This window comes from Sphingomonas sp. Ant H11, from assembly GCF_000797515.1.
Lineage (GTDB): Bacteria > Pseudomonadota > Alphaproteobacteria > Sphingomonadales > Sphingomonadaceae > Sphingomonas.
Map to the genome: position 1 here is coordinate 1 of NZ_JSBN01000033.1, position 19228 is coordinate 19228.

A 19228-nucleotide genomic window follows, 5' to 3' on the forward strand; every position below is an offset into this window, starting at 1 on the left:
GGCCTTGGCGCAAGCCGCCGGAGCGGCGCAGACCGCGCCCGCCAGCCCCGCCGACGAAGCCGCCACTGCAGGCGACATCATCGTCACTGCCAACAAGCGCGCGGAAAATATTCAGCGGGTTCCACTCGCCGTATCGGTGCTCACCCCGGCCGCGCTCGCCAGCGCGGGGGTCCGCAACTTTCAGGATGTCGCAAAACTCTCGCCTTCGCTGGTCGTGCGCCCGGCCGAGCAGCCGCAGAATTCAAACGTATCGCTGCGCGGCGTCGGCACCTTCGCCTTCGGCATTGGCGTGGAATCGAGCGTGGCGGTGCTGGTCGACGAAGTCCCGCTGGCGTTCCAGGCACGCGCCTTCACCGATTTGCCCGATGTCGAGCGGATCGAAGTTCTGCGCGGGCCGCAGAGCACGCTGTACGGCAAATCGGCCTCGGCCGGTCTGATCAACATCATTACGCGCGCACCGACCGATACGCTGCACGTGCGCGCCAATGCGGTGGTGACAACCGACAATGAGCGCGGCGGCAATGTCAGCATTTCGGGGCCGATCTCGGACTCGGTCGGCTATGTCGTGTCTGCAGCGTACAATTATTGGGATGGCAACGTCCGCAACGTTTATGACGGCAAGCGGGTCAATGGTCGTGAATCGATCAACCTGCGCGGCAAACTGCGCTGGACCCCGACCGACACCTCGTCGGTCACGCTCTCAGCCAATTATGTCAACGGCAACACCGATGTCGGCCGTCCGTTCATCCGCGTCGCGTCCAATGCTTTGTTCCGCGGACAGGCTGGTCTTACCCCCGCAGTGGTATTTCCGGGCGTGACGATCAGCGAGAAAAACCAGGACGTCAGCAACAATTTCGACGCGCGTACAAAATATTCGGGCGGCGGCGGATATTTGCGGACCGAGGTTGCCGTGTTCGGCGATTCCAACCTGATCACCGTCACCTCCTATGACCGCTTCCACCTCGACGACTATCTCGATCAGGACGACACATCGGCGCCGGGGGCGTTCGGTAACAACAATCAGATCGGCGCGTTCAATTCCGAGCAGATCACCAACGAGATCCGCTTGCAGTCGGCCAGCACCAAGCCGTTTCGCTATACGGTCGGCACCTATTTCGCCAATTTGAGTTTCGGTCGTCCGTTCTCGCGCGGCCCCGTCTTCTCGCTCGCCAATTGGTCCGCGACCTCCAAGTCGCGCCAGATCGCCGGCTTCGCACAGATCGACTGGCAATTCCTGCCCAAGGCAACGCTGACGGCGGGCGGTCGCGTCCAGAATGAAGCGGTTAGCTACACCTTCCTTGATCGGCAGGCGAACAACGCGTTCTATAGCGGGCGCGCCGAAGACACCGCGGGCACCTACAAGGTCAATCTGCGCTACGAATTCACGCCCGACCTGATGCTGTTCGGGACCTATGCGACAGGGTACAAGGGCCAGACCTACGATCTGACCACCGGCTTCAACCTGAACCGCGCACTGGCTGGGCCGATCAAGCCCGAACGCTCGCGCGATCGCGAGATCGGCGCACGCACGCAATTCTTCGATCGGCGGCTGACGCTCAACCTCACGCTGTTCGATACCGATTACACCAACCTCCAGGCGCAATCGATCGAGACGCTGGCCGACGGCACGCAGAATTACCGCCTTACCAATGTCGGCGGCCTGAAACGCGCGGCATCGAGCTGGAAGGCTCGGCGCGCCTTGGTGGCGATGTGACCTTTGGCGGTGCCGTGACCTATCTTGACGCGCATTATACCGACTATGCGATCGCACAATGCTATCCCATGCAGACGCTCGCCCAGGGGTGCTCGGGATCGCCCGCGCGGCAGAATTTGACCGGTGGCCGCGCGATTCAGGCCCCCGAGTGGAAATTTACGATCAGCGGCGATTATTCGCCCGCGCTGACCGACAAACTTCGCGGAATCGCGCAGTTCAACTGGCAATATCAAAGCAGCCTGAACTTCGGCCTGCGTGACCCGGAGACCTTCCAGTCGGCCTACCATATCGTCAATGTCGGACTTGGCGTGCGCGATGCCGATCATCGTTGGGAAGTGGTCGGCTTCGTCAACAACCTGTTCGACCAGCAATATTTTGCCTCGTTGGTCAACACGGCCGGTAACTTCGGCAACCAGCAAGCCACGCAGGCCCTCCTACCGCGCGACTTCCGTCGCTATGGCGGCGTGCGGTTGTCGGTCAATTTCTGACGGCGCAGCCTAGGGCGTTTTAGGGTCCTGAAATTACGGAGACGACGATGCGGTTCAGGACCCGGTTGACCACGCTGGCCAGTGTCATACTGGCGGCGACAACGGCGGGCGCTTTCGCTCAGGAAGCCCCAAAGCCCGCCGCTCGCCCGGGCATCGACTCGCCCGAATTGTCAAAACTCGGAGCCTATCCGGTTGGTGTCGCCGACGTCGAATTCGTGCAGCCCGGTCAGGCGGACCTGCGGGTCGATGCCCCCAACGCCAGCCGGATCGATCGGCGCGTGCCGCTCAAGATCTGGTATCCCGCCGCAACCACCGGGCACGGCATCTCCTACCGTACCGCGCTGTCGGGTGAAACGGGGGTCGATGTTCCGTTCGAAGTGCCCGGCATCGCCACTGCCGGGTCGACCGCCGCCAAGGGGCGCTTCCCGCTTGTCGTCCTCGCGCATGGCTATGGAAACACGCCCGAGGTGCTGTCCTGGCTGGGCGAAAATCTGGCGAGCAAGGGCTATGTGGTGGTGACCCCGGCCTTCCGCGATCCGCCGATCAGCCTGCGCACGGCGGCCGCACGCGCCGGACCGATTGCGCGGCGTCCGCTCGACATCGCCTTCGTGACGGGGGGAAGCGCAACGGCGCGCGCGCGCAGGCGAAGGCATTTTCGCCAGCGCCGATGCCGCGCGCACTGCGCTGATCGGGTATTCGATGGGCGGTTACGGCGTATTGACGGCGGCGGGCGCGCCGCTCAACCCCGCGCTCGCGGACATGACGCGTGGCGTGTTGGCACCTTATGCCGCAGGTGGCCCCAAGGCGGCGGAGCTCAAGGTCACCGGCTTGAAAGCGGTGGTCGCGCTTTCGCCCGCCAACCGCTTCGGCGACGCACCGATCTGGTCGGGCGACGGCCTGGCGGCGATAACGACGCGACCTTGTACATCGTCGGCGGGCAAGATCATGTCGTCGGCTATCCGGCGGTGCGGGCGCTGTTTGACCAGGAAAGCAACGCGCAACGCTACCTGCTGACCTTCAAGGAAGCAGGCCATAGCATTGGCCTGATCGGCGCGCCGCCCGCGATGCGGCACAGCTTCTGGGACCTCGACTGGTTCGAGGACGCGGTGTGGCGCAAGGACCGGCTGTTGCCAATCGAGACGCATTTCATCACCGCCTTTCTCGACCGCTATGTGAAGGACGATATGGCCAAGGGTGCCTATCTCGACGGGCTCGTCGTCGACTCCGATACGGGCACCTGGCCCGGCGCGCCAGCCGGACGCTATACCGGCTACAGCCCCGGTGCGCCTGCGGCGACCGTGTGGAAAGGATTCCAGCCGAGCCGTGCCACTGGCATGCTATTCGAGGCCAAGCCTGCGCAATGATCGAGACGCTTCCTTCCAATCACGCTGCCCTTGCGACGCGGCCCACGATGCTGACGCAAACCATGCGCTGGTTCGGGCCGACCGACCCCGTGACGCTGCGCGACATCCGGCAGGCCGGGGCCAGTGAAGTCGTTACCGCGCTGCACGAAGTGCATAACGGCGCTGTGTGGGAACAGGCGGCGATCGCCGAGCGCAAAGCCATGATCGAAGCCGCCGGGCTCGGCTGGAGCGTCGTCGAAAGTCTGCCCGTGCATGAAGAGATCAAGCGGCGCGGCCCCGACTGGGATGCGATGATCGCCGCCTATTGCGCCAGCCTGCGCAACCTGGCCGCTTGCGACATTCGTGTTGTCACCTACAATTTCATGCCGTTGCTCGACTGGACGCGGACCGATCTGGCTTGGCCGCTGCCCGACGGCGCGCTCGCGCTGCGCTTCGAGCTGGAAGCGGTCGCTGCGTTCGACCTTCATCTGCTGCAACGTCCCGGGGCGGAACAGGATTACAGCGCTGGCATGGTCGAGGCTGCTGCCCGACGCTTCGCTGCCATGGACGACGACGCTCGCCGCACGCTCGAACGCACCATCATCGCTGGCCTGCCCGGCAGCGAGGAGAGCTTTACCGTCGACGCCTTTCGCCAGGCGATCGCAACGTATGACACGATCGATGCCGATCAGTTGCGCGCCAACCATGTAGCGTTTCTGGAGGCAGTCTGCCCGGTGGCCGATGCGCTGGGCCTGCAGCTTGTCGTTCATCCCGACGATCCGCCCTTCCCGATCTTCGGCCTTCCGCGTGTCGTCAGCACCGAGGCCGACGTCACCGCCCTGTTCGAGCGCGTCCCGAATGCGTCGAACGGTCTGTGCCTGTGCACCGGGTCGTTCGGCGTGCGCGCCGATAACGATTTGCCGGGGATGGTCGAGCGGCTCGGGGATCGGATCGGTTTCCTGCATTTGCGATCGGTCCAGCGCGAGCCGAACCAGGCATTCCACGAGGCCGCGCATCTCGAAGGCGATGCGCAAATGGCATCGGTCATGGTCGCGGTGCACCGATTGCAGCAGCGCACCGGCCGATCGATTCCGATGCGGCCCGACCACGGCCATCAAATGCTCGACGATCTCGGGAAGCAGACCAATCCCGGCTATTCGCTGCTCGGCCGCATGCGCGGCCTGGCCGAATTGCGCGGGCTTGAGCGCGGTGTTGCGCAATTGTTCGAGCGTAGGGATCGCCCCGCTCGCTAAGGGAGAGAGACGATGCACCGGCCGTTCTGGACACGTGGCGTTATCGGAGCCTTGGCGCTGTGGGGCGCGCCCTTAGCCGCGCAAGACGCCCCGCCCTCGCCAACCCCGCTGCTGGTAGCGGGGGATTTGCGCGACGGCACCGATCTGTCGGGGCCATGGCATTATTCGATCGATCCATTCCGCTCAGGGATTTCCGGCTTCCACGGCGGGATGCCCGATATCGGGCAGCAGCGCTGGCGCGACGTCGACGTACGCAAAGCGATGGCGAGCGACAGCCGCGTCCTCTACGAATTCGACCTCGCGCGTTCGCCGTTGACGACTCTGCCCTCTTCCTGGCTGACCGAGGCACCCGAGCTGCGCCATTATCAGGGGCTGATGTGGTATCAGCGCAGCTTCCCCGCGCCGACCCAGCGCCACGGTCGCTATTTCCTGCGTTTTGGCGCAGCCAATTATGCGACGGTGGTCTATCTGAATGGGCAACAGGTCGGGCGGCATGAGGGCGGCTTCACCCCCTTCGCTTTCGACGTCACCAAGCTGCTGCGCGACGGCGACAACCAGATTACCGTCGGCGTCGATTCGCAGGCGACCGAAGCAACCGTGCCGCCTCCGGTCACCGATTGGGAGAATTACGGCGGCATCACGCGACCGGTCCGGCTGGTCGCGACGCCCGATACCTATGTCGACGATGCCTGGGTGCGGCTCACGCGAGACGGCAAGTTGGCGGTCGACCTCCATCTCGACGGGCCTGCGGCGGCCAATCAGGCGGTGCAGCTTCGCATTCCCGAACTCGGCCTCGATCGCAGCGGCACGACCGATGCGCAGGGCAATTGGCGCGCGACGATGGCCGCGCCCCGCGCCCTCATCCGCTGGTCGCCCGAGCGCCCGCGCTTGTACGACGTCGCAATCAATGCGGGCGAGGATCGCTGGCGCGACCGCATCGGCTTCCGCACGATCACCGTGCGCGGAGCCGATATCTTGCTCAACGGCAAACCCATCTTCCTGCGCGGCATATCGATGCACGAGGAAGAGCTCGGTACCGACCCAACCCGCGCGATGACCCCGGCCGCCGCACGCGCGTTGCTGAGCGAGATCAAGGAAGGTCTGCACGGCAATTACGTCCGTCTTGCCCATTATCCGCACAGCGACAGCACACTCCGCCTGGCGGATGAGCTGGGGCTGCTCGTGTGGAGCGAAGTGCCGGTCTATTGGCAAGTCGCCTGGTCGAACCCGGATACGCTGGCGCGCGCCCGCACCATGGTGGCGGAGAACGTCCTGCGCGATCGCAACCGCGCCGCCATCGCGATCTGGAGCGTCGCCAACGAAACCCCGGTGACCGACGCACGCAACGCCTTCCTGCGTACGCTGGTCGGCGATGTGCGGCGGCTCGACGATACGCGGCTGGTCAGCGCGGCGCTGCTGGTCGAGCGATCCAAAACCGCCGACCATCCGGTGATGACGCTCGCCGATCCGCTCGCCAAGGATCTCGATGTGCTGGCGATCAACACCTATAACGGCTGGTATACGACCGATCGCCTGGCCGACCTGCAGACCAGCGAGTGGCGGGTCCCGCTCGACAAGCCGCTGGTGTTTTCGGAGTTCGGTGCCGACGCGCGCGCGGGCTTTCACGATCCCGTCAACGGGCAGAAATTCTCCGAGGAGTTCCAGGCAGATTATTATCGCTACACTCTGAAAATGGCAGATACGCTGCCCAGCCTGCGCGGTATGTCGCCATGGATCCTCAAGGACTTCCGCTCGCCCCGGCGGCAGAATCCCGATTTCCAGCAGGGCTGGAACCGCAAGGGCCTGATTTCCGAGACGGGACAGCGCAAGGCAGCCTTCGATGTGCTCGCCGGCTATTATCAGCGAAAGGCGGCCGGCCAGTGAACCGGCGCGGTTTCAACCCGCAAAACTTGGATATTGCGGGCGTTGTTGGAAACGCACATTGCCCTGCCCGCCCCTTTTGCGTTAGCGCTATCACTCGTCATCCGCAAAGGCGGAAAAAAGCCGGGAGAGCCGGCTGAACAGGAGACGGGGATATGATCGGTGCAATCGGGCGATTCGCGGGCGCGCTGACTATCCTTGCTTGCGCAGCCTATGCGCGGCCGGCGCAGGCTGAGGACGGATACGATCTCTGGCTACGCTATCGGCCACTGCCCCAATTGCAACGCCAGGCCGCAACCGTCTCCGCGATCACGGTGCTGCGGGAATCGCCAACGCTTCGCGTAGCGGCGGAGGAACTTGAGCGGGGGTTTTCGGGGCTGTCCGGACATGAGGTGGGACGGCAGGACACCATCCCCGCCGATTCGGTCGTCCTGGCCACCGCCCGAACACCCGAGGTAGCGGCGCTTGCCCTCCCGGTCGCAGCGTTGAACGAGGAAGGATATCTGGTCCGCCCGGTGACCCTTGGCGGGCGGCGGGTGACGCTCGTTACCGGCAAAACCGATCGCGGCGTGCTATACGGCGCGTTCGCGCTGCTACGCTGGGCCCAGACGGGCCATGCCGTGCGTACCGCCACATTCTCGTCGAGCCCTGCGACCAAGCTGCGCTTGCTCGACCATTGGGACAATCTCGATGGTACGGTCGAACGCGGCTATGCCGGGCAGTCGTTATGGGATTGGTGGACGCTCCCCGATTTTCGCGACCCACGCTACACCGATTACGCCCGCGCCAATGCCTCAATCGGCATCAACGGGACTGTGCTCAACAACGTCAACGCCAAGGCCGACAGCCTCACCGCGCCGTACATCGCCAAGGCAGCGGCGTTGGCCGACGTCTTTCGCCCATACGGCATCAAGGTGTACCTCTCCGCCCGGTTTTCCGCACCGATCGAACTGGGCGGTCTGAAGACCGCAGACCCGCTCGATCCGCAAGTCGCGGCGTGGTGGCGCGCGAAAGCCGATGAACTCTATCGCGCCATTCCGGATTTTGGCGGCTTTCTGGTGAAGGCCAATTCCGAAGGCCAGCCCGGCCCGCAGGATTACAAGCGGAGCCATGCCGACGGTGCCAACATGTTGGCGGCTGCCCTCGCCCCGCATGGTGGCGTCGTGATGTGGCGTGCCTTTGTCTATGCGCAGGAAAATGCCGAGGATCGCGCCAAACAAGCATATGATGACTTCAAGCCGCTCGACGGCAAATTCGCGCCCAATGTGATCGTTCAGGTCAAAAACGGCGCGATCGATTTCCAGCCACGCGAGCCTTTTCATCCGCTGTTCGGCGCAATGCCCCGGACTCCGCTGATGCTCGAATTCCAGATTACCAAGGAGTATCTCGGCCAGGCGACCCACCTCGCCTATCTCGGGCCGCTGTTCGAAGAACCCTGCGGTCAGATACGCTGGCCGATGGCCCCGGCTCCACCGTCGCGCGCGTCGTCGCGGGAACGGGCGACGCGCTGACGGGCATGGCCGGAGTCGCCAATATTGGTCGATCGCGCGACTGGTCGGGATCGACCTTCAACCAGAGCAATTGGTACGCCTTCGGGCGTTTCGCCTGGGACCCGCAGGCGTCGTCGGCTGACGTTGCACGCGAATGGGCGGCGATGACCTTCGGCCCCGACCCCGCGATCGTCGCGCCGATAACAAAGATGATGGCCGGGTCGCGCGAGGCCGTGGTCGATTATATGACCCCGCTGGGTCTCGCCCATCTCATGGCGACCGCCCACCATTATGGCCCCGGGCCGTGGATCTCCGATTTGAAGCGGCCCGAGTGGAATCCCTATTATTACCACCGTGCCGACAAGGATGGCATTGGCGTCGAGCGCGGGCCCGGCGGCACCAACGCGACCAGCCAATACGCCCCGGCCCTTGCGCGCGTGCTGGCCGATCCTGCGACCACGCCGGATGCCATGCTGCTGTGGTTTCACCGGGTGCCGTGGACCTATCGCCTGAAGTCCGGAAAGCCGCTTTGGCAGGCGATGGTCGCCGATTACGATCGCGGAGTCGCCTATGTCGACGACATGCGCCGGACTTGGGCGACCTTACGCCCTGCTATCGATGCCGAGCGCTTCGCCAAGACCGCAGCCTTCCTCGACATCCAGCAGCGCGAGGCGCGGTGGTGGCGCGATGCCAGCCTGGCCTATTGGATGTCGGTCAACGGCCTGTCGCTCCCGCCGGTGCCGCGCCACCCGCACACGATCTCGCTTGGTATAAGGCGCAAACCTTCCCTTATGCGCCGGGCAATCCGTGATGCCCTCCCGCCCCGCGAAGAGGATCCCCCCAATGAAGAATCGTACACAGACGCTTGCCCGCTGGATGGGCATGGCAGCCGTCTCCATCATCACCATTTCAGTCGCGCAAGCAGATCCGCTCGCGACCGTCGAGCGCAATGGCAGCTTCGTCGCGATTGAACCCTATGCGCCCAATATCGTTCGGGTGACGATCGCGCTTGATCCCAACCTTGCCAGCGGCGCGCCGGGCCCCGGCCCCAATGCCCCGGTGGATGCCACGGGGTGGACGCATCGCGTCGCTGCCACGGGAGACATCTTTTCCTCCTCCGCACTATCCCTGACAGTCGCAGCGCAGCCTTGGCCAAAAGCACCGACGCAGATGGAGCGCTACTTTGCCCCATCGCTTCCGCCGGTTGAGATCACCATCAACGGTGCCGACGGCCATGTCATCACCCACATGACCGGCTGGGAAATGGCACCGCATATGGTTGCGGGCGAGAAGACCTTCAAAGTCGGCGCAAGTTTTTCGGCACCGCTCGATGAGCATTATTACGGGCTCGGGCAGAACCAGGAAGGCAGACTGGACTTGCGCGGCCGCACGATCGATTGCCGCCACAATTACGATGCGCCAGCGGGCGAAACGGTCTGCGTCCCCTTCCTTGTCACCAATAAGGGCTATGGCATCGTTTGGGACAATCCGTCGCAGACGACCGTATCGCCGGGATTGTACAACAGCACGCATTGGCAATCGGAGGTCGGTGAGCGGGTCTCCTTTTTCGTCATTACGGGTAACACCACGGACGCACTCTACGCGGGGTACGCGACGCTGACCGGCCAGACGCCGCTGCCCCCGAAGGCAGCGTTCGGTCTTATCCAGAGCAAGGCGCGCTACGAGACGCAGGCCGAGCTGCTCGGCATCGCCGAGGGGTATCGCCGTCGCGGCTATCCGCTCGACGTGATGGTGCTCGACTGGTTCTACTGGACCCGGATGGGGCAGCTCGACATCGACCGAAGCTATTTCCCCGATCCCAAGGCGATGAACGCCACGCTCAAGCGCATGGGCCTCCGCAGCATCGTCAGCGTCTGGCCACGCTTCGAACGCGAGTCGCGCTATTACAATATGCTCGCCGCCAAGGGCTGGCTGCTGCATGACGTCGATGGCAGCGTGGTGGACGGCCTGCCCATTCGCTCCGATCGCGCCGGAGCCTTGCTCGACAGCACCAATCCGGAGGCGCGGCGCTGGTATTGGGACAAAATCCGCGACAATATCGCTTCGCAGGGGTTTGACTGGTTCTGGCTCGACGAGACCGAGCCGGACCTTGTGCCGGATGGGCATCTCTATTCGATCGGGTCCGGCGACCGGTTCCACAATGTCTTCCCCTTGCTGCATACCGCCAGCGTCGCCGAGGGATCGGCGAAGGATCGTCCCGATCTGCGCAACCTGATCCTGTGCCGCGCCGCGTATCTGGGCACGCAGCGCAACGGCTGCCTGTTCTGGTCGTCGGACGTTCAGGCCACGTGGGAAGCGCTCAAGCGCCAGGTGCCGACGGGCCTCAACATGACGGCATCGGGCATCGCCTATTGGAGCAGCGATACCGGCGGATGGCAGTGGCCCAATGGGCCAAAGGCGGAACGTCCCGTCCTGCTCGATCCGGCAGGTGCCACCGCCATGGCACCCGGCTATACCGATTATCCCGAACTGTTCGTCCGCTGGTTTGAGTATAATAGCTTCACGCCGACGCTGCGTATCCATGGGCAGCGCCCGGCCACCGCCATCTGGGAATATGGCAAGGCGGTCGAACCCGTCCTCGCCCAGTACCTCAAGCTCCGCTACGCGCTGATGCCGTATCTTTACGCACTCGGCCGTCACACTTATGAAAGCGGCGCGCCCTTCATGCGCGCTTTGTTCATGGATTTTCCGGACGATCCCAAGGTCGTGGACCTGGGCGACGAATATATGTTCGGCCCCGCCTTCCTCGTCGCCCCCGTGACCGAGCAGGGCGCGACCAGCCGCCCGGTCTATCTTCCCGCGGGTGCGGACTGGTATGATTACTGGACCAACCAGCTGTATCACGGCGGCCAGACGATCACCGCCGCCGCGCCGATCGACCGGATCCCGTTATTCGTTCGTGCGGGCTCGATCGTGCCGATGGGCGCGCAATCCCCAGCACCGCGACGCGGCAACCGCTGGAAAGCATCCGCGTCTATCCCGGCCGCTCGACCAGCTTCACACTGTATGACGACGATGGCGTCAGCAATCGCTATCGCACCGGAAGCGGTGGCACCGCGCTGCACTGGGACGAGGCGACGCAGCGTCTGTCGAGTTCGGGCAAATTGCCGACCGGGCAAGATGTCGCTCCGCTGGTCAAGGTCGTCGACCACTGACCCGATGGCGACCTCCGCACAACGATCGCGCAGCACCCAGGCAAGGCTAGGGGCGGAGCGGCAGAACATAATCCGGCTGTCGGCCGAAGCCCCGTACCACCACCCGGTCCGCGAAGAAGTCGAGCCGGGCATAGGCCGTCTCCGGCGTATCCAGCATCGCCTTGAGGTTCAGGTAATGAACTCCGGCATGCTCGCCGTAATTGCCGTCATGGTTGTGCCCGTCGAGCCATACCTTGGCCGAACGGTGGCGTTCGATCACCGCCATCACCGCTGCGGCATTCCACAGATTGTGCGGATTTTCGGGAAAGAGCGGAAAATGGCTGAACAGCATCGCTTTCATCCCGCGACGGTCGGCCTCGGCGAGTTGTGCGTCGATCCAGCGCAGTTGTTCGTCGTCGATGCCGCCGTCCCATAGCGGCTTTTCTGCATACAGCGCCGCATGTGCGGCCATGCTGCGCGTATATTCGGGGCTGCCCGCTGGCCAGCCAAAGCTGCTCAGCCCGGTCCCGTCGGTGACGATGAACAGCCAATTATGGCTGGTGAAACTGTAATAGCGCGCTGGCATGCCCAGCTTACCCGCGACCAGCGGCTTGTGCGCATCGTCGATCGCGAACTCGTGATTGCCGAGCACATAATGCCAGGGATGCCGCAATTTCGCCGCCACCGGCAGGAACGCGTCATAGCTCTCCCAGTCTCGGTCGATGAAATCCCCGAGATGGACGACAAACGCCAGCTTCTGCCGGTTGAAATCAGCCACGGCCGCCGCAAGTTTGGCTGGAGCCGTGTGATAGAGCCGCTGACCACTATCGGGTTCAGCGGCATATTGCGCATCGGCGATCGCGCCGATGCTGAAGTCGGGACGTTCATTCGCCACGGCGGCGGGCGTCGCGCTGGCAAGCCCCGCCAAAGCCGCCAGGTGCATCACGAAGCGCATCGTCCGGTCCGATCCGATAGAGGTCGCCGGCCCCTTTAGCGCCGCCCGCGCGATTGTCACGCGCGCTTCATGCTTCTGTCCTAACGCGGCCAAGACTCGGAAAGACATCCGGGCAGGGAGGCACGAAGTGACAGCGCCACGACGCGCGTGTCCGCGTCTCCGCAGGGGCGCGGCGCGGTGAATGAGATTTCGGCCATCCTGATTCGGCGACGCGCCGATCAGGAGGAAGCAGATCTGCGCCAGGCGCTCCGGCGCTTTGTCGGGGGCCGATTGAACCATCATGCCGATGGCGAAGACATCGTCCAGGAAACCTATTTGCGGCTCTACGACTATCGCCGCACCCGTCCGGTGGCGGACGCCGCCGCATTTTGCTTCACGGTCGCGCGTAATCTGGTGCACGATCATTTTCGCCAGCGTAGCGCCTTGCCGCCGACAAGCGACCTCAGCGAGGAGATCGTCTGCGCCAGACCGCACGCCGAGGAGGTGCTGGACTATCGCCAGCGGGTGGAGATTTTGGTGCGTGCCTTGAAAGTGATGCCGCCGCTGCGCCGCGAAGTCTTTCTGCGCCGCCGCCTCGATGGCACGGCGAGCGCAACCATCGCCGCGGATTTGCAGCTGAGCGTCGCGGCCGTCGACAAGCATTGTACGCGCGCGGTGGCCGACTTGCGCTTGGCGCTGGAACGCCGCGGCCTGCCGCCCGGTGCCGCGCGATGAGCCGTCGTGCAACCTTGCAGGAAGCCGCGGGTCTCGCGCTTTCGGGCGAGACCGGCCAGGGGCCGCAGGCCGCGACCGCCGAATGCGTCCGCGCAACGCTTGACGACCCGGCGCTGGAGGAGGCGCTTGGGGCAGCGGCGGCGTTCGGTCGCCTGTCCGACGCCGATATTCTGGCGATGCGCGAGAGGCGGCAGCGGACGCTGGCAACGGGGGGTGACCGCCGCTTTGCTGATCGCGGTTGGCGGCGGCGTTTGGCAAGCGACGCGCATCGGCACCGCCCCTGCCTTGCCACCCACTATGAAACGAAGCGCGGGGAAGAGCGCAGTATTGCGCTCGCGGACGGATCGCGGCTCGAACTGAATGGCGCGACCGCGCTCGACGTGACGATCGACGCACAGCAGCGCACCGTCGTGCTGCGGCGCGGCGAAGCCTTTTTCGACGTGGCACATGAACCCGACCGGCCCTTCGTCGTCACTGCGCGCGGATCGAGCACGCGTGTGCTTGGCACCGCATTCGACATCGATCTGGCTCGTAACGAAGTGAAGCTGGCCGTGTTTCGCGGGCGCGTGCGGTTCGGGGCGAGCGACGCCGACACCGGCGTGCTGGTTCCCGCAGGCTGGCGCTCCCGCTTCGACGGCACCACCGCCAGCGCGCCAAGCCGGTTCGATCCAACGCAGCAGGATTGGCGGCACAATTGGCTCGATACCGATGAAATGCGGCTGGGCGATTTGGTCGAGGCGCTCAATCGCCACGGCGGACCGGTGATCCTGCCGCCCCCTCCCCGACTGGAAAAACTGGTGTTGTCGGGACGCTTCAAGCTCGACAACCCCGAACAATTGCTGGGCGCGATCGGTGCCGCCTATGGCTTCACGGTGGTGCGTCAGGGCGCACACTTGCGGCTGATGCCGACCGGGCCAAGCGACACCAAAATGTCATCACAATGACGCTGCACTGCAACAAAATTCTTTTGTCCTGATCCGGCGGGGAACCCGTCTTCCGTTCGAGGCGCAGGGGCGTCCGAGCGGAGGAACGTTATGAAACATATTCGGGGAATTTCAGGCATGGCACTGGCGATCGCGATTGCGACACCTGCTGTGGCACAGGCACGACCGGCGGAGACGACCGTCCTTCGCCAGGAGCAGCGCTTCGACATCGCGCCGTCGGATTTGCGCACCGCCATCTCGCGCTTTTCACAAGCGACCGGCGTGCAAGTGGTGGTGGCACCCGACGCGGTCAGCGGCCGTCGCACGGCTGGCGTGCGTGGTAGCTATACTGTGCGAACGGCACTCGACCATTTGCTGCGCGGGACCAATCTGGGCGTGACCTTCCAGGGCGGCGTCGCCATCCTGAAGCCGATGGCCGCCGCCCCGGTCCATCCGGCATTGGTCAAGGTCGCCGCACAGGACTCTGCACTTTCGGGCGCGGCCATGCCGGACCGGTCGGTCGGCGAGGGAACCGACATCATCGTGACCGGCTATCGTCACAGCCTTACCGAAGCGCAGAACCTCAAGCGCCGCGCGGTCGGCAATGAGGATGACATCGTCGCCACCGATATCGCCGCCTTTCCCGACCTGAACCTTGCGGAATCGCTGCAGCGCATTCCCGGCATCACCATCACCCGCGACAGCGGCGAAGGCCGCCAGATCGCGCTGCGCGGGCTTGGGGGCCGATTTTACGCGCACGCAGTTGAACGGCATGGAAGTGCTCGGCAACACCGCTTCGGGAATGGACAATCGCGGCGGCGTCACCCGCTCGCGCTCGTTCGATTACAGCCTGTTCGCATCGGAATTGTTCAACCGCGTGTCGGTCCAGAAATCCTATTCGGCAGAACAGGATGAAGGCGGCATTGCCGGGACGGTGCAACTGACCAGCGCCAAGCCCTTCGACACGGGCAATAAATTGGTCGTTTCCGCCAAGGGCCAGACCAATGACAACACCAGCGGCGTCACGCCGCGCGTGGTTGGCCTCGTCTCGCATCGCTGGGGCGATCTCGCCGCGCTTGTCTCGGTTGCCTACAGCCAGATCAAGAATAACGAGTTTGGCTATCGCAACTGGGGTTGGGGCCTCACCAAATATGGTGCCGCCAATATCGGCCCGAACATCGATGCGGCGACGCGCGCCAACCTTCTTTCGGGCGTCTACCAGCCGACCGCGCAATCGCCCTCGTCCTGGTATACCGACCGCAAGCGGCTCGGCATCACTTCGTCGGTGCAATATCATCCGGGCGACGCATTCAAACTCGACGTCGATTTTCTCTATGGTCGGCTGTGGGACCATCGCGACGATTATGCGCTGGCAACGGCTGGAAGCAACGCGCTGACCGGGACCTCGATCACCGGAGCCCAGGTGATCCAGAGCGCCGTGATCGACAGCACCAATACGCTGCGCGCGGCAAGCTTCACCGGCATCGATCTGCGCTCCGAGCATCATATCGTCCAGAACCGGACCGACTTTTACCAGGCGTTGCCAATGCCAGCTGGAAGCTGACCGACCGGCTGACGCTGAGTGCGCTTGGCGGCTATGAGGAATCGGATTTCGGCCAGCCCGTGTTCGACAAGGTGTTCATGGAGCTCAAGAACACTCCGTTCAGCTATGACGATCGCCCGACCATCCCGGTCAACACCTACGGTAAGGATATCACTGATCCGAACAACTGGGCGGTGCAGCGGCTCGACGTTCAGGAAAACAAGATCACCAACCAATATGCCAATGGGAAGCTGCAAGCAGCCTACACGCTGAATGAAGCGCTCACCTTCAAGGCAGGCGGCGAGTATAAGCACTTCATCAACAGCGGCTATACGTGGGTGAACAAGGTGTTCCACAACGTGCCCGCCGACATCGCCATCCCCAACACTCTAAAACAGACCGTCACGCCCGATACCTTGATTCAATACATCGTCGGCAACGTCGATGGGGTTTACAGCTATATCGGGGACAATCGGAACCTGACCGCTGCCAATCTCCAGGCGGGCAGCGATTACCGCGTCGATGAAAAGACAGGCGCAGGCTTCGCCCAGTTCGATCTCGACACGATCGTGGCCGGGATGCGGCTGCGGGCCAATGCTGGCGTGCGGTATTACTCGACCGACCTTTTGTCGTCGGGGCATTTGGCCACTGGCGCGGGCTTCACGCCGGTTGCGATCCGCACCAACAGCCACGGCTTCCTGCCTGCGGCCAATCTGGCGCTCGACGTTGCCAAAGCGGTGGTCGTTCGGCTTAGCGCCAGCCGCAACGTCAATCGCCCCGCCCTGGGCGATCTGGCGGCGGCCGGGTCGATCACCACGCGCCCCAATGGCGGCAGCCTGAGCCTCGGCAATCCGTTTCTGAAACCGTTCAAGGCAACCTCGGTCGAGGGGTCAGTCGAATATTATATGGGTCGCAGCGGCTTTGCCTCGGTCGGCTTCTTCTACAAGAGCATGGACAGCTTCATCAGTTCGTCCACCAAGCAAATCCCCTATGGCCAGACCGGCTTGCCGCTTTCCCTGCTGGTGCAAGGCGAGGACGCGAACACCTTGTTCGACGTCAGCCAGCCGGTGAACGGCGCTGGTGCCGACATCAAGGGTATCGAGGTAGCAGTCCAGCACGACTTCACCTTTCTGCCCGGCGCGCTCAAAAATCTTGGCGCTGTGGTCAACGGAACGTGGTTCGACGGGCATCAGACCGCCTATTACAACAACGTGCCGAAGGTCATACCGCTCTATAATCTCTCGAAATGGGCGGCAAACGCCACCTTATATTACGAGAACAAGCTGTGGGGCGTGCGCGTTTCCGATGCCTATCGCAGCAGCTATTTGACCGGTGCCGGCAACGCCATCGACAATAGCGGCGATGGCATTCGCGGGACCAACAATGTCGATTTCCAGGCCCATATCAACCTGCGCCCAGGCGTCCGGTTGATCGCCGAGGGCATCAACATCACCAACGAACCGATCGTGCAGTCGCTGGATGCAGTCGCCCAGCGTACCGAGGTCTATACGACCAGCGGCCGCACCTTCACCTTCGGCATCAGCGCCGAATTCTAAGCCCGGCTTCAGCCGCCACAGCCCGTCCTTGCGATCGCGGGGACGGGCTGTGGATCTGGCCGGTGGCCGCCTCCAAGGCCGCGATGACGACCGCCGCCCACTTTGTGCATGGGCGAGCATTGCGCTGACTGCGTCGAGTTGGCACTCTCCCCGCTTCTTGGGGGGAACCTGTATGCGCCGACTGATCCTTGCGACATTGCTCGCGGCGACCGCTTCGATCGCCGGAGCGGCACCGACGCCAAAGGAACAATTGCTGGTTCCGCCCCCCGGCGCGCGGCACTTTACCATCAGCTCGATCGCCGGAAAGCATGGCGACATCTGGTCGTGGACGATGCCCGACGGGCGCATCGCCTATCGCATGTCGATGTCGCTGCGCGGTTGGGTCACCGAGACCGACGAAATGGTCACGCTGGATCCCACCAGACGCCCCACCACGATCGCCATTCGCGGCTTTACCGATTCCGGGGATGCCACGGAAACCTTCACGGTTGCTCCGAACGGTGTGGCGGACTGGAAGACGGTGATCGATTCCGGCTCCGCGCCGTTCGCCAACAAGCATTATAATACTTATGGCGGCCCGCCGCTCGCCGGGGAGTTCGATATCGATGCGCTTGTCGCGGCGGGTGCCAAGGGCATCGACTTGCTCCCGACGGGCCATGCCAGCATCGCGATCGGGCAGACGGCGCAGGTCGAGGGGCCGCAAGGGCCACGGACGATCAAGCTCGCCTTTCTAACGGGATATGGCTTCGCGCCCTCCCCCGTGTGGCTCGACAGCGACAATCGCCTGTTCGGCAATGCCGGCGTCATTTCGATGTTGCCGGAAGGCTATGAGAAGAACGGCCCCAAGCTGAAGGACATTCAGGACAAGGCGACCGCCGCGATGGTGCGCGAGGTCGCACATCGCTTTCTGAGCAAGGCCAATCGCACCGCAACGCTGATCGACCATGTGCTGATGTTCGATTCGGTCGCCGGGCGCTACATTGCGGATCGCGCGGTGCTGATCGCGGATGGCAAGGTCGCGGCGATCGGCGCTGCGGGATCGATCGCCGCTCCCACTGGCGCAACCGTAATCGACGGACGCGGCAAGACGCTGACCCCGGGCCTGTGGGATTCGCATCAGCACGTCGGCGATGACTGGAACCTGCTGCAGAACGTCGCCACCGGCATGACCAATTACCGCAGCCCCGGATCGATGATCGACGAGGCGCTCAGCATCTACAAACGGCGGGCAGCTGGCGATTTGCTGGCCCCGGACGGCAAGGTCTCGGTCATCATCGATCGCAAGGATCCCCTCGCCGCGCAGGGTGCGCTGACGGTGTCGTCAGCGGCAGAGGCGGTCGCTGCCGTCGACAAGATCAAGGCCGCAGGGCTCTGGGGTGCCAAATTCTACACCTCGATGAATCCTGCCTGGATCGCGCCCGCAGCGGCCGAAGCGCATCGCCTGGGGTTGCACGTCCACGGTCACGTACCTGCCGGTATGCGCCCGCTCGACGCGGTGCGCGCCGGATATGACGAAGTGACCCACATCAACTTCATCCTGATGCAGGCGATGCCGCAAGACGTGGTCGACAAGGCCAATACCGCCGCACGCCTTGAGGGTCCGGCCAAATACGGAAAGGACGTCGATCTCGATTCCCCGGCGATGACGGCGTTTTATGCTGAACTTGCGAAACGCCATACGATCATCGATCCGACGCTGACGGTATAGGAACCGTTGATGACGTCGGATGGCAGCGCGATCTCGCCCGAATATGCGCCCTTCGCCGACGTTGCGCCGCCGAGCGTCGTCCGCGGCTGGAAAATCGGCGGCTATCCGTTGTTCGGTGGCCTGACGCGCGACGACTTTCGCAAGAGCTTCACCAAGATGGTCGATCTGGTCGGCAAACTCCACCAGGCGGGCGTGCCGATCGTCGCCGGGACCGATGGCTATGGGCTGGAGCTGGTGCGCGAACTGGAACTGTATCAGCAAGCGGGCCTGAGCAATGCCGAAGCGCTGCAGACCGCAACCATCATTCCCGCACGGATGACCGGCATGGACGACCGGACGGGATCGATCGCGGTGGGCAAGACCGCCGATATCGTGCTGGTCGATGGCGATGTGTCGGCGGCGCTCGGCAACCTGCGCCATGTCCACACCGTCTTTCTGGACGGGTATCGGCTCGACGGCGCGGCACTGCGCCAGGCGAGTGGCCTGAACGGGATGCCCAAATGAT

Annotated in this window: 12 protein-coding genes and 2 pseudogenes; 13 read left to right on the forward strand and 1 reads right to left on the reverse strand. The window is 63.8% G+C overall.

Going from position 1 to position 19228, the window contains the following annotated elements; all coding sequences use genetic code 11:
* From NW75_RS07975 to NW75_RS08000, 7 genes and pseudogenes are all read left to right on the forward strand, one after another.
* Window positions 1-1714 (forward strand): TonB-dependent receptor (locus NW75_RS07975; protein WP_156142995.1); only part of this gene is annotated, 1714 nt, incomplete at its 5' end.
* Window positions 1715-1728: 14 nt separating this feature from the next.
* Entirely contained in the window at window positions 1729-2202 is a 474-nt protein-coding gene (locus NW75_RS27285) for a TonB-dependent receptor (protein WP_156142996.1), read from the forward strand.
* Window positions 2203-2249: 47 nt separating this feature from the next.
* The gene (locus tag NW75_RS07980; RefSeq protein ID WP_231565042.1) at window positions 2250-3566 is read left to right on the forward strand and encodes an alpha/beta hydrolase; all 1317 of its coding nucleotides are present in this window, start codon (window positions 2250-2252) and stop codon (window positions 3564-3566) included.
* Window positions 3563-4798 (forward strand): mannonate dehydratase, encoded by a 1236-nt coding sequence (gene uxuA, locus NW75_RS07985; protein ID WP_231565043.1) that lies wholly within the window; start codon window positions 3563-3565, stop codon window positions 4796-4798. Before NW75_RS07980 ends, uxuA begins: the two co-directional genes overlap by 4 nt.
* 12 nt (window positions 4799-4810) lie before the next feature.
* Window positions 4811-6682: a glycoside hydrolase family 2 protein gene (locus tag NW75_RS07990; protein ID WP_033964627.1), complete on the forward strand. Its 1872-nt coding sequence runs from the start codon at window positions 4811-4813 to the stop codon at window positions 6680-6682.
* Between the two features lie 152 nt (window positions 6683-6834).
* Window positions 6835-8980 (forward strand): annotated as a pseudogene (locus NW75_RS07995) (alpha-glucuronidase family glycosyl hydrolase).
* Window positions 8981-9012: 32 nt separating this feature from the next.
* A pseudogene (locus tag NW75_RS08000) lies at window positions 9013-11345 on the forward strand (glycoside hydrolase family 31 protein).
* A 46-nt stretch (window positions 11346-11391) separates the two neighbouring features.
* On the opposite strand, the gene NW75_RS23640 reads toward NW75_RS08000, so the two are convergent.
* Window positions 11392-12561, reverse strand: coding sequence for a metallophosphoesterase (locus tag NW75_RS23640; RefSeq protein WP_137902356.1), 1170 nt, complete (start codon window positions 12559-12561; stop codon window positions 11392-11394).
* On the opposite strand from NW75_RS23640, the gene NW75_RS24380 reads away from it, so the two are divergent.
* The 6 genes from NW75_RS24380 (at window position 12457) to NW75_RS26125 (ending at window position 19227) form a co-directional block, all read left to right on the forward strand.
* Window positions 12457-12993 (forward strand): RNA polymerase sigma factor, encoded by a 537-nt coding sequence (locus NW75_RS24380; protein WP_033964629.1) that lies wholly within the window; start codon window positions 12457-12459, stop codon window positions 12991-12993. The genes NW75_RS23640 and NW75_RS24380 overlap by 105 nt on opposite strands.
* Window positions 12990-13937, forward strand: coding sequence for a FecR family protein (locus NW75_RS08015; protein ID WP_052192295.1), 948 nt, complete (start codon window positions 12990-12992; stop codon window positions 13935-13937). Before NW75_RS24380 ends, NW75_RS08015 begins: the two co-directional genes overlap by 4 nt.
* Window positions 13938-14027: 90 nt before the next feature.
* Window positions 14028-14831 (forward strand): STN domain-containing protein, encoded by an 804-nt coding sequence (locus NW75_RS22785; protein WP_081988682.1) that lies wholly within the window; start codon window positions 14028-14030, stop codon window positions 14829-14831.
* A gap of 708 nt (window positions 14832-15539) precedes the next feature.
* Window positions 15540-17015 carry a TonB-dependent receptor domain-containing protein gene (locus NW75_RS22795; RefSeq protein ID WP_052192298.1) on the forward strand — a complete coding sequence of 492 codons (1476 nt, stop codon included), beginning with the start codon at window positions 15540-15542 and terminating at the stop codon, window positions 17013-17015.
* Between the two features lie 172 nt (window positions 17016-17187).
* Window positions 17188-18723 carry an amidohydrolase gene (locus tag NW75_RS08025; RefSeq protein WP_231565044.1) on the forward strand — a complete coding sequence of 512 codons (1536 nt, stop codon included), beginning with the start codon at window positions 17188-17190 and terminating at the stop codon, window positions 18721-18723.
* A gap of 9 nt (window positions 18724-18732) precedes the next feature.
* Window positions 18733-19227: an amidohydrolase family protein gene (locus tag NW75_RS26125; protein WP_231565045.1), complete on the forward strand. Its 495-nt coding sequence runs from the start codon at window positions 18733-18735 to the stop codon at window positions 19225-19227.
* Window position 19228 lies beyond the last annotated feature (1 nt).

What these genes read in the sequence shown, in the direction of transcription:
- NW75_RS07980 (WP_231565042.1), top strand. Translation starts at nt 2,250, where the DNA reads ATGCGGTTCAGGACCCGGTTGACCACGCTGGCCAGTGTCATACTGGCG.
- uxuA (WP_231565043.1), top strand. Translation starts at nt 3,563, where the DNA reads ATGATCGAGACGCTTCCTTCCAATCACGCTGCCCTTGCGACGCGGCCC.
- NW75_RS07990 (WP_033964627.1), top strand. Translation starts at nt 4,811, where the DNA reads ATGCACCGGCCGTTCTGGACACGTGGCGTTATCGGAGCCTTGGCGCTG.
- NW75_RS23640 (WP_137902356.1), bottom strand. Translation starts at nt 12,561, where the DNA reads ATGATGGTTCAATCGGCCCCCGACAAAGCGCCGGAGCGCCTGGCGCAG.
- NW75_RS08015 (WP_052192295.1), top strand. Translation starts at nt 12,990, where the DNA reads ATGAGCCGTCGTGCAACCTTGCAGGAAGCCGCGGGTCTCGCGCTTTCG.
- NW75_RS22785 (WP_081988682.1), top strand. Translation starts at nt 14,028, where the DNA reads ATGAAACATATTCGGGGAATTTCAGGCATGGCACTGGCGATCGCGATT.
- NW75_RS08025 (WP_231565044.1), top strand. Translation starts at nt 17,188, where the DNA reads ATGCGCCGACTGATCCTTGCGACATTGCTCGCGGCGACCGCTTCGATC.
- NW75_RS26125 (WP_231565045.1), top strand. Translation starts at nt 18,733, where the DNA reads ATGACGTCGGATGGCAGCGCGATCTCGCCCGAATATGCGCCCTTCGCC.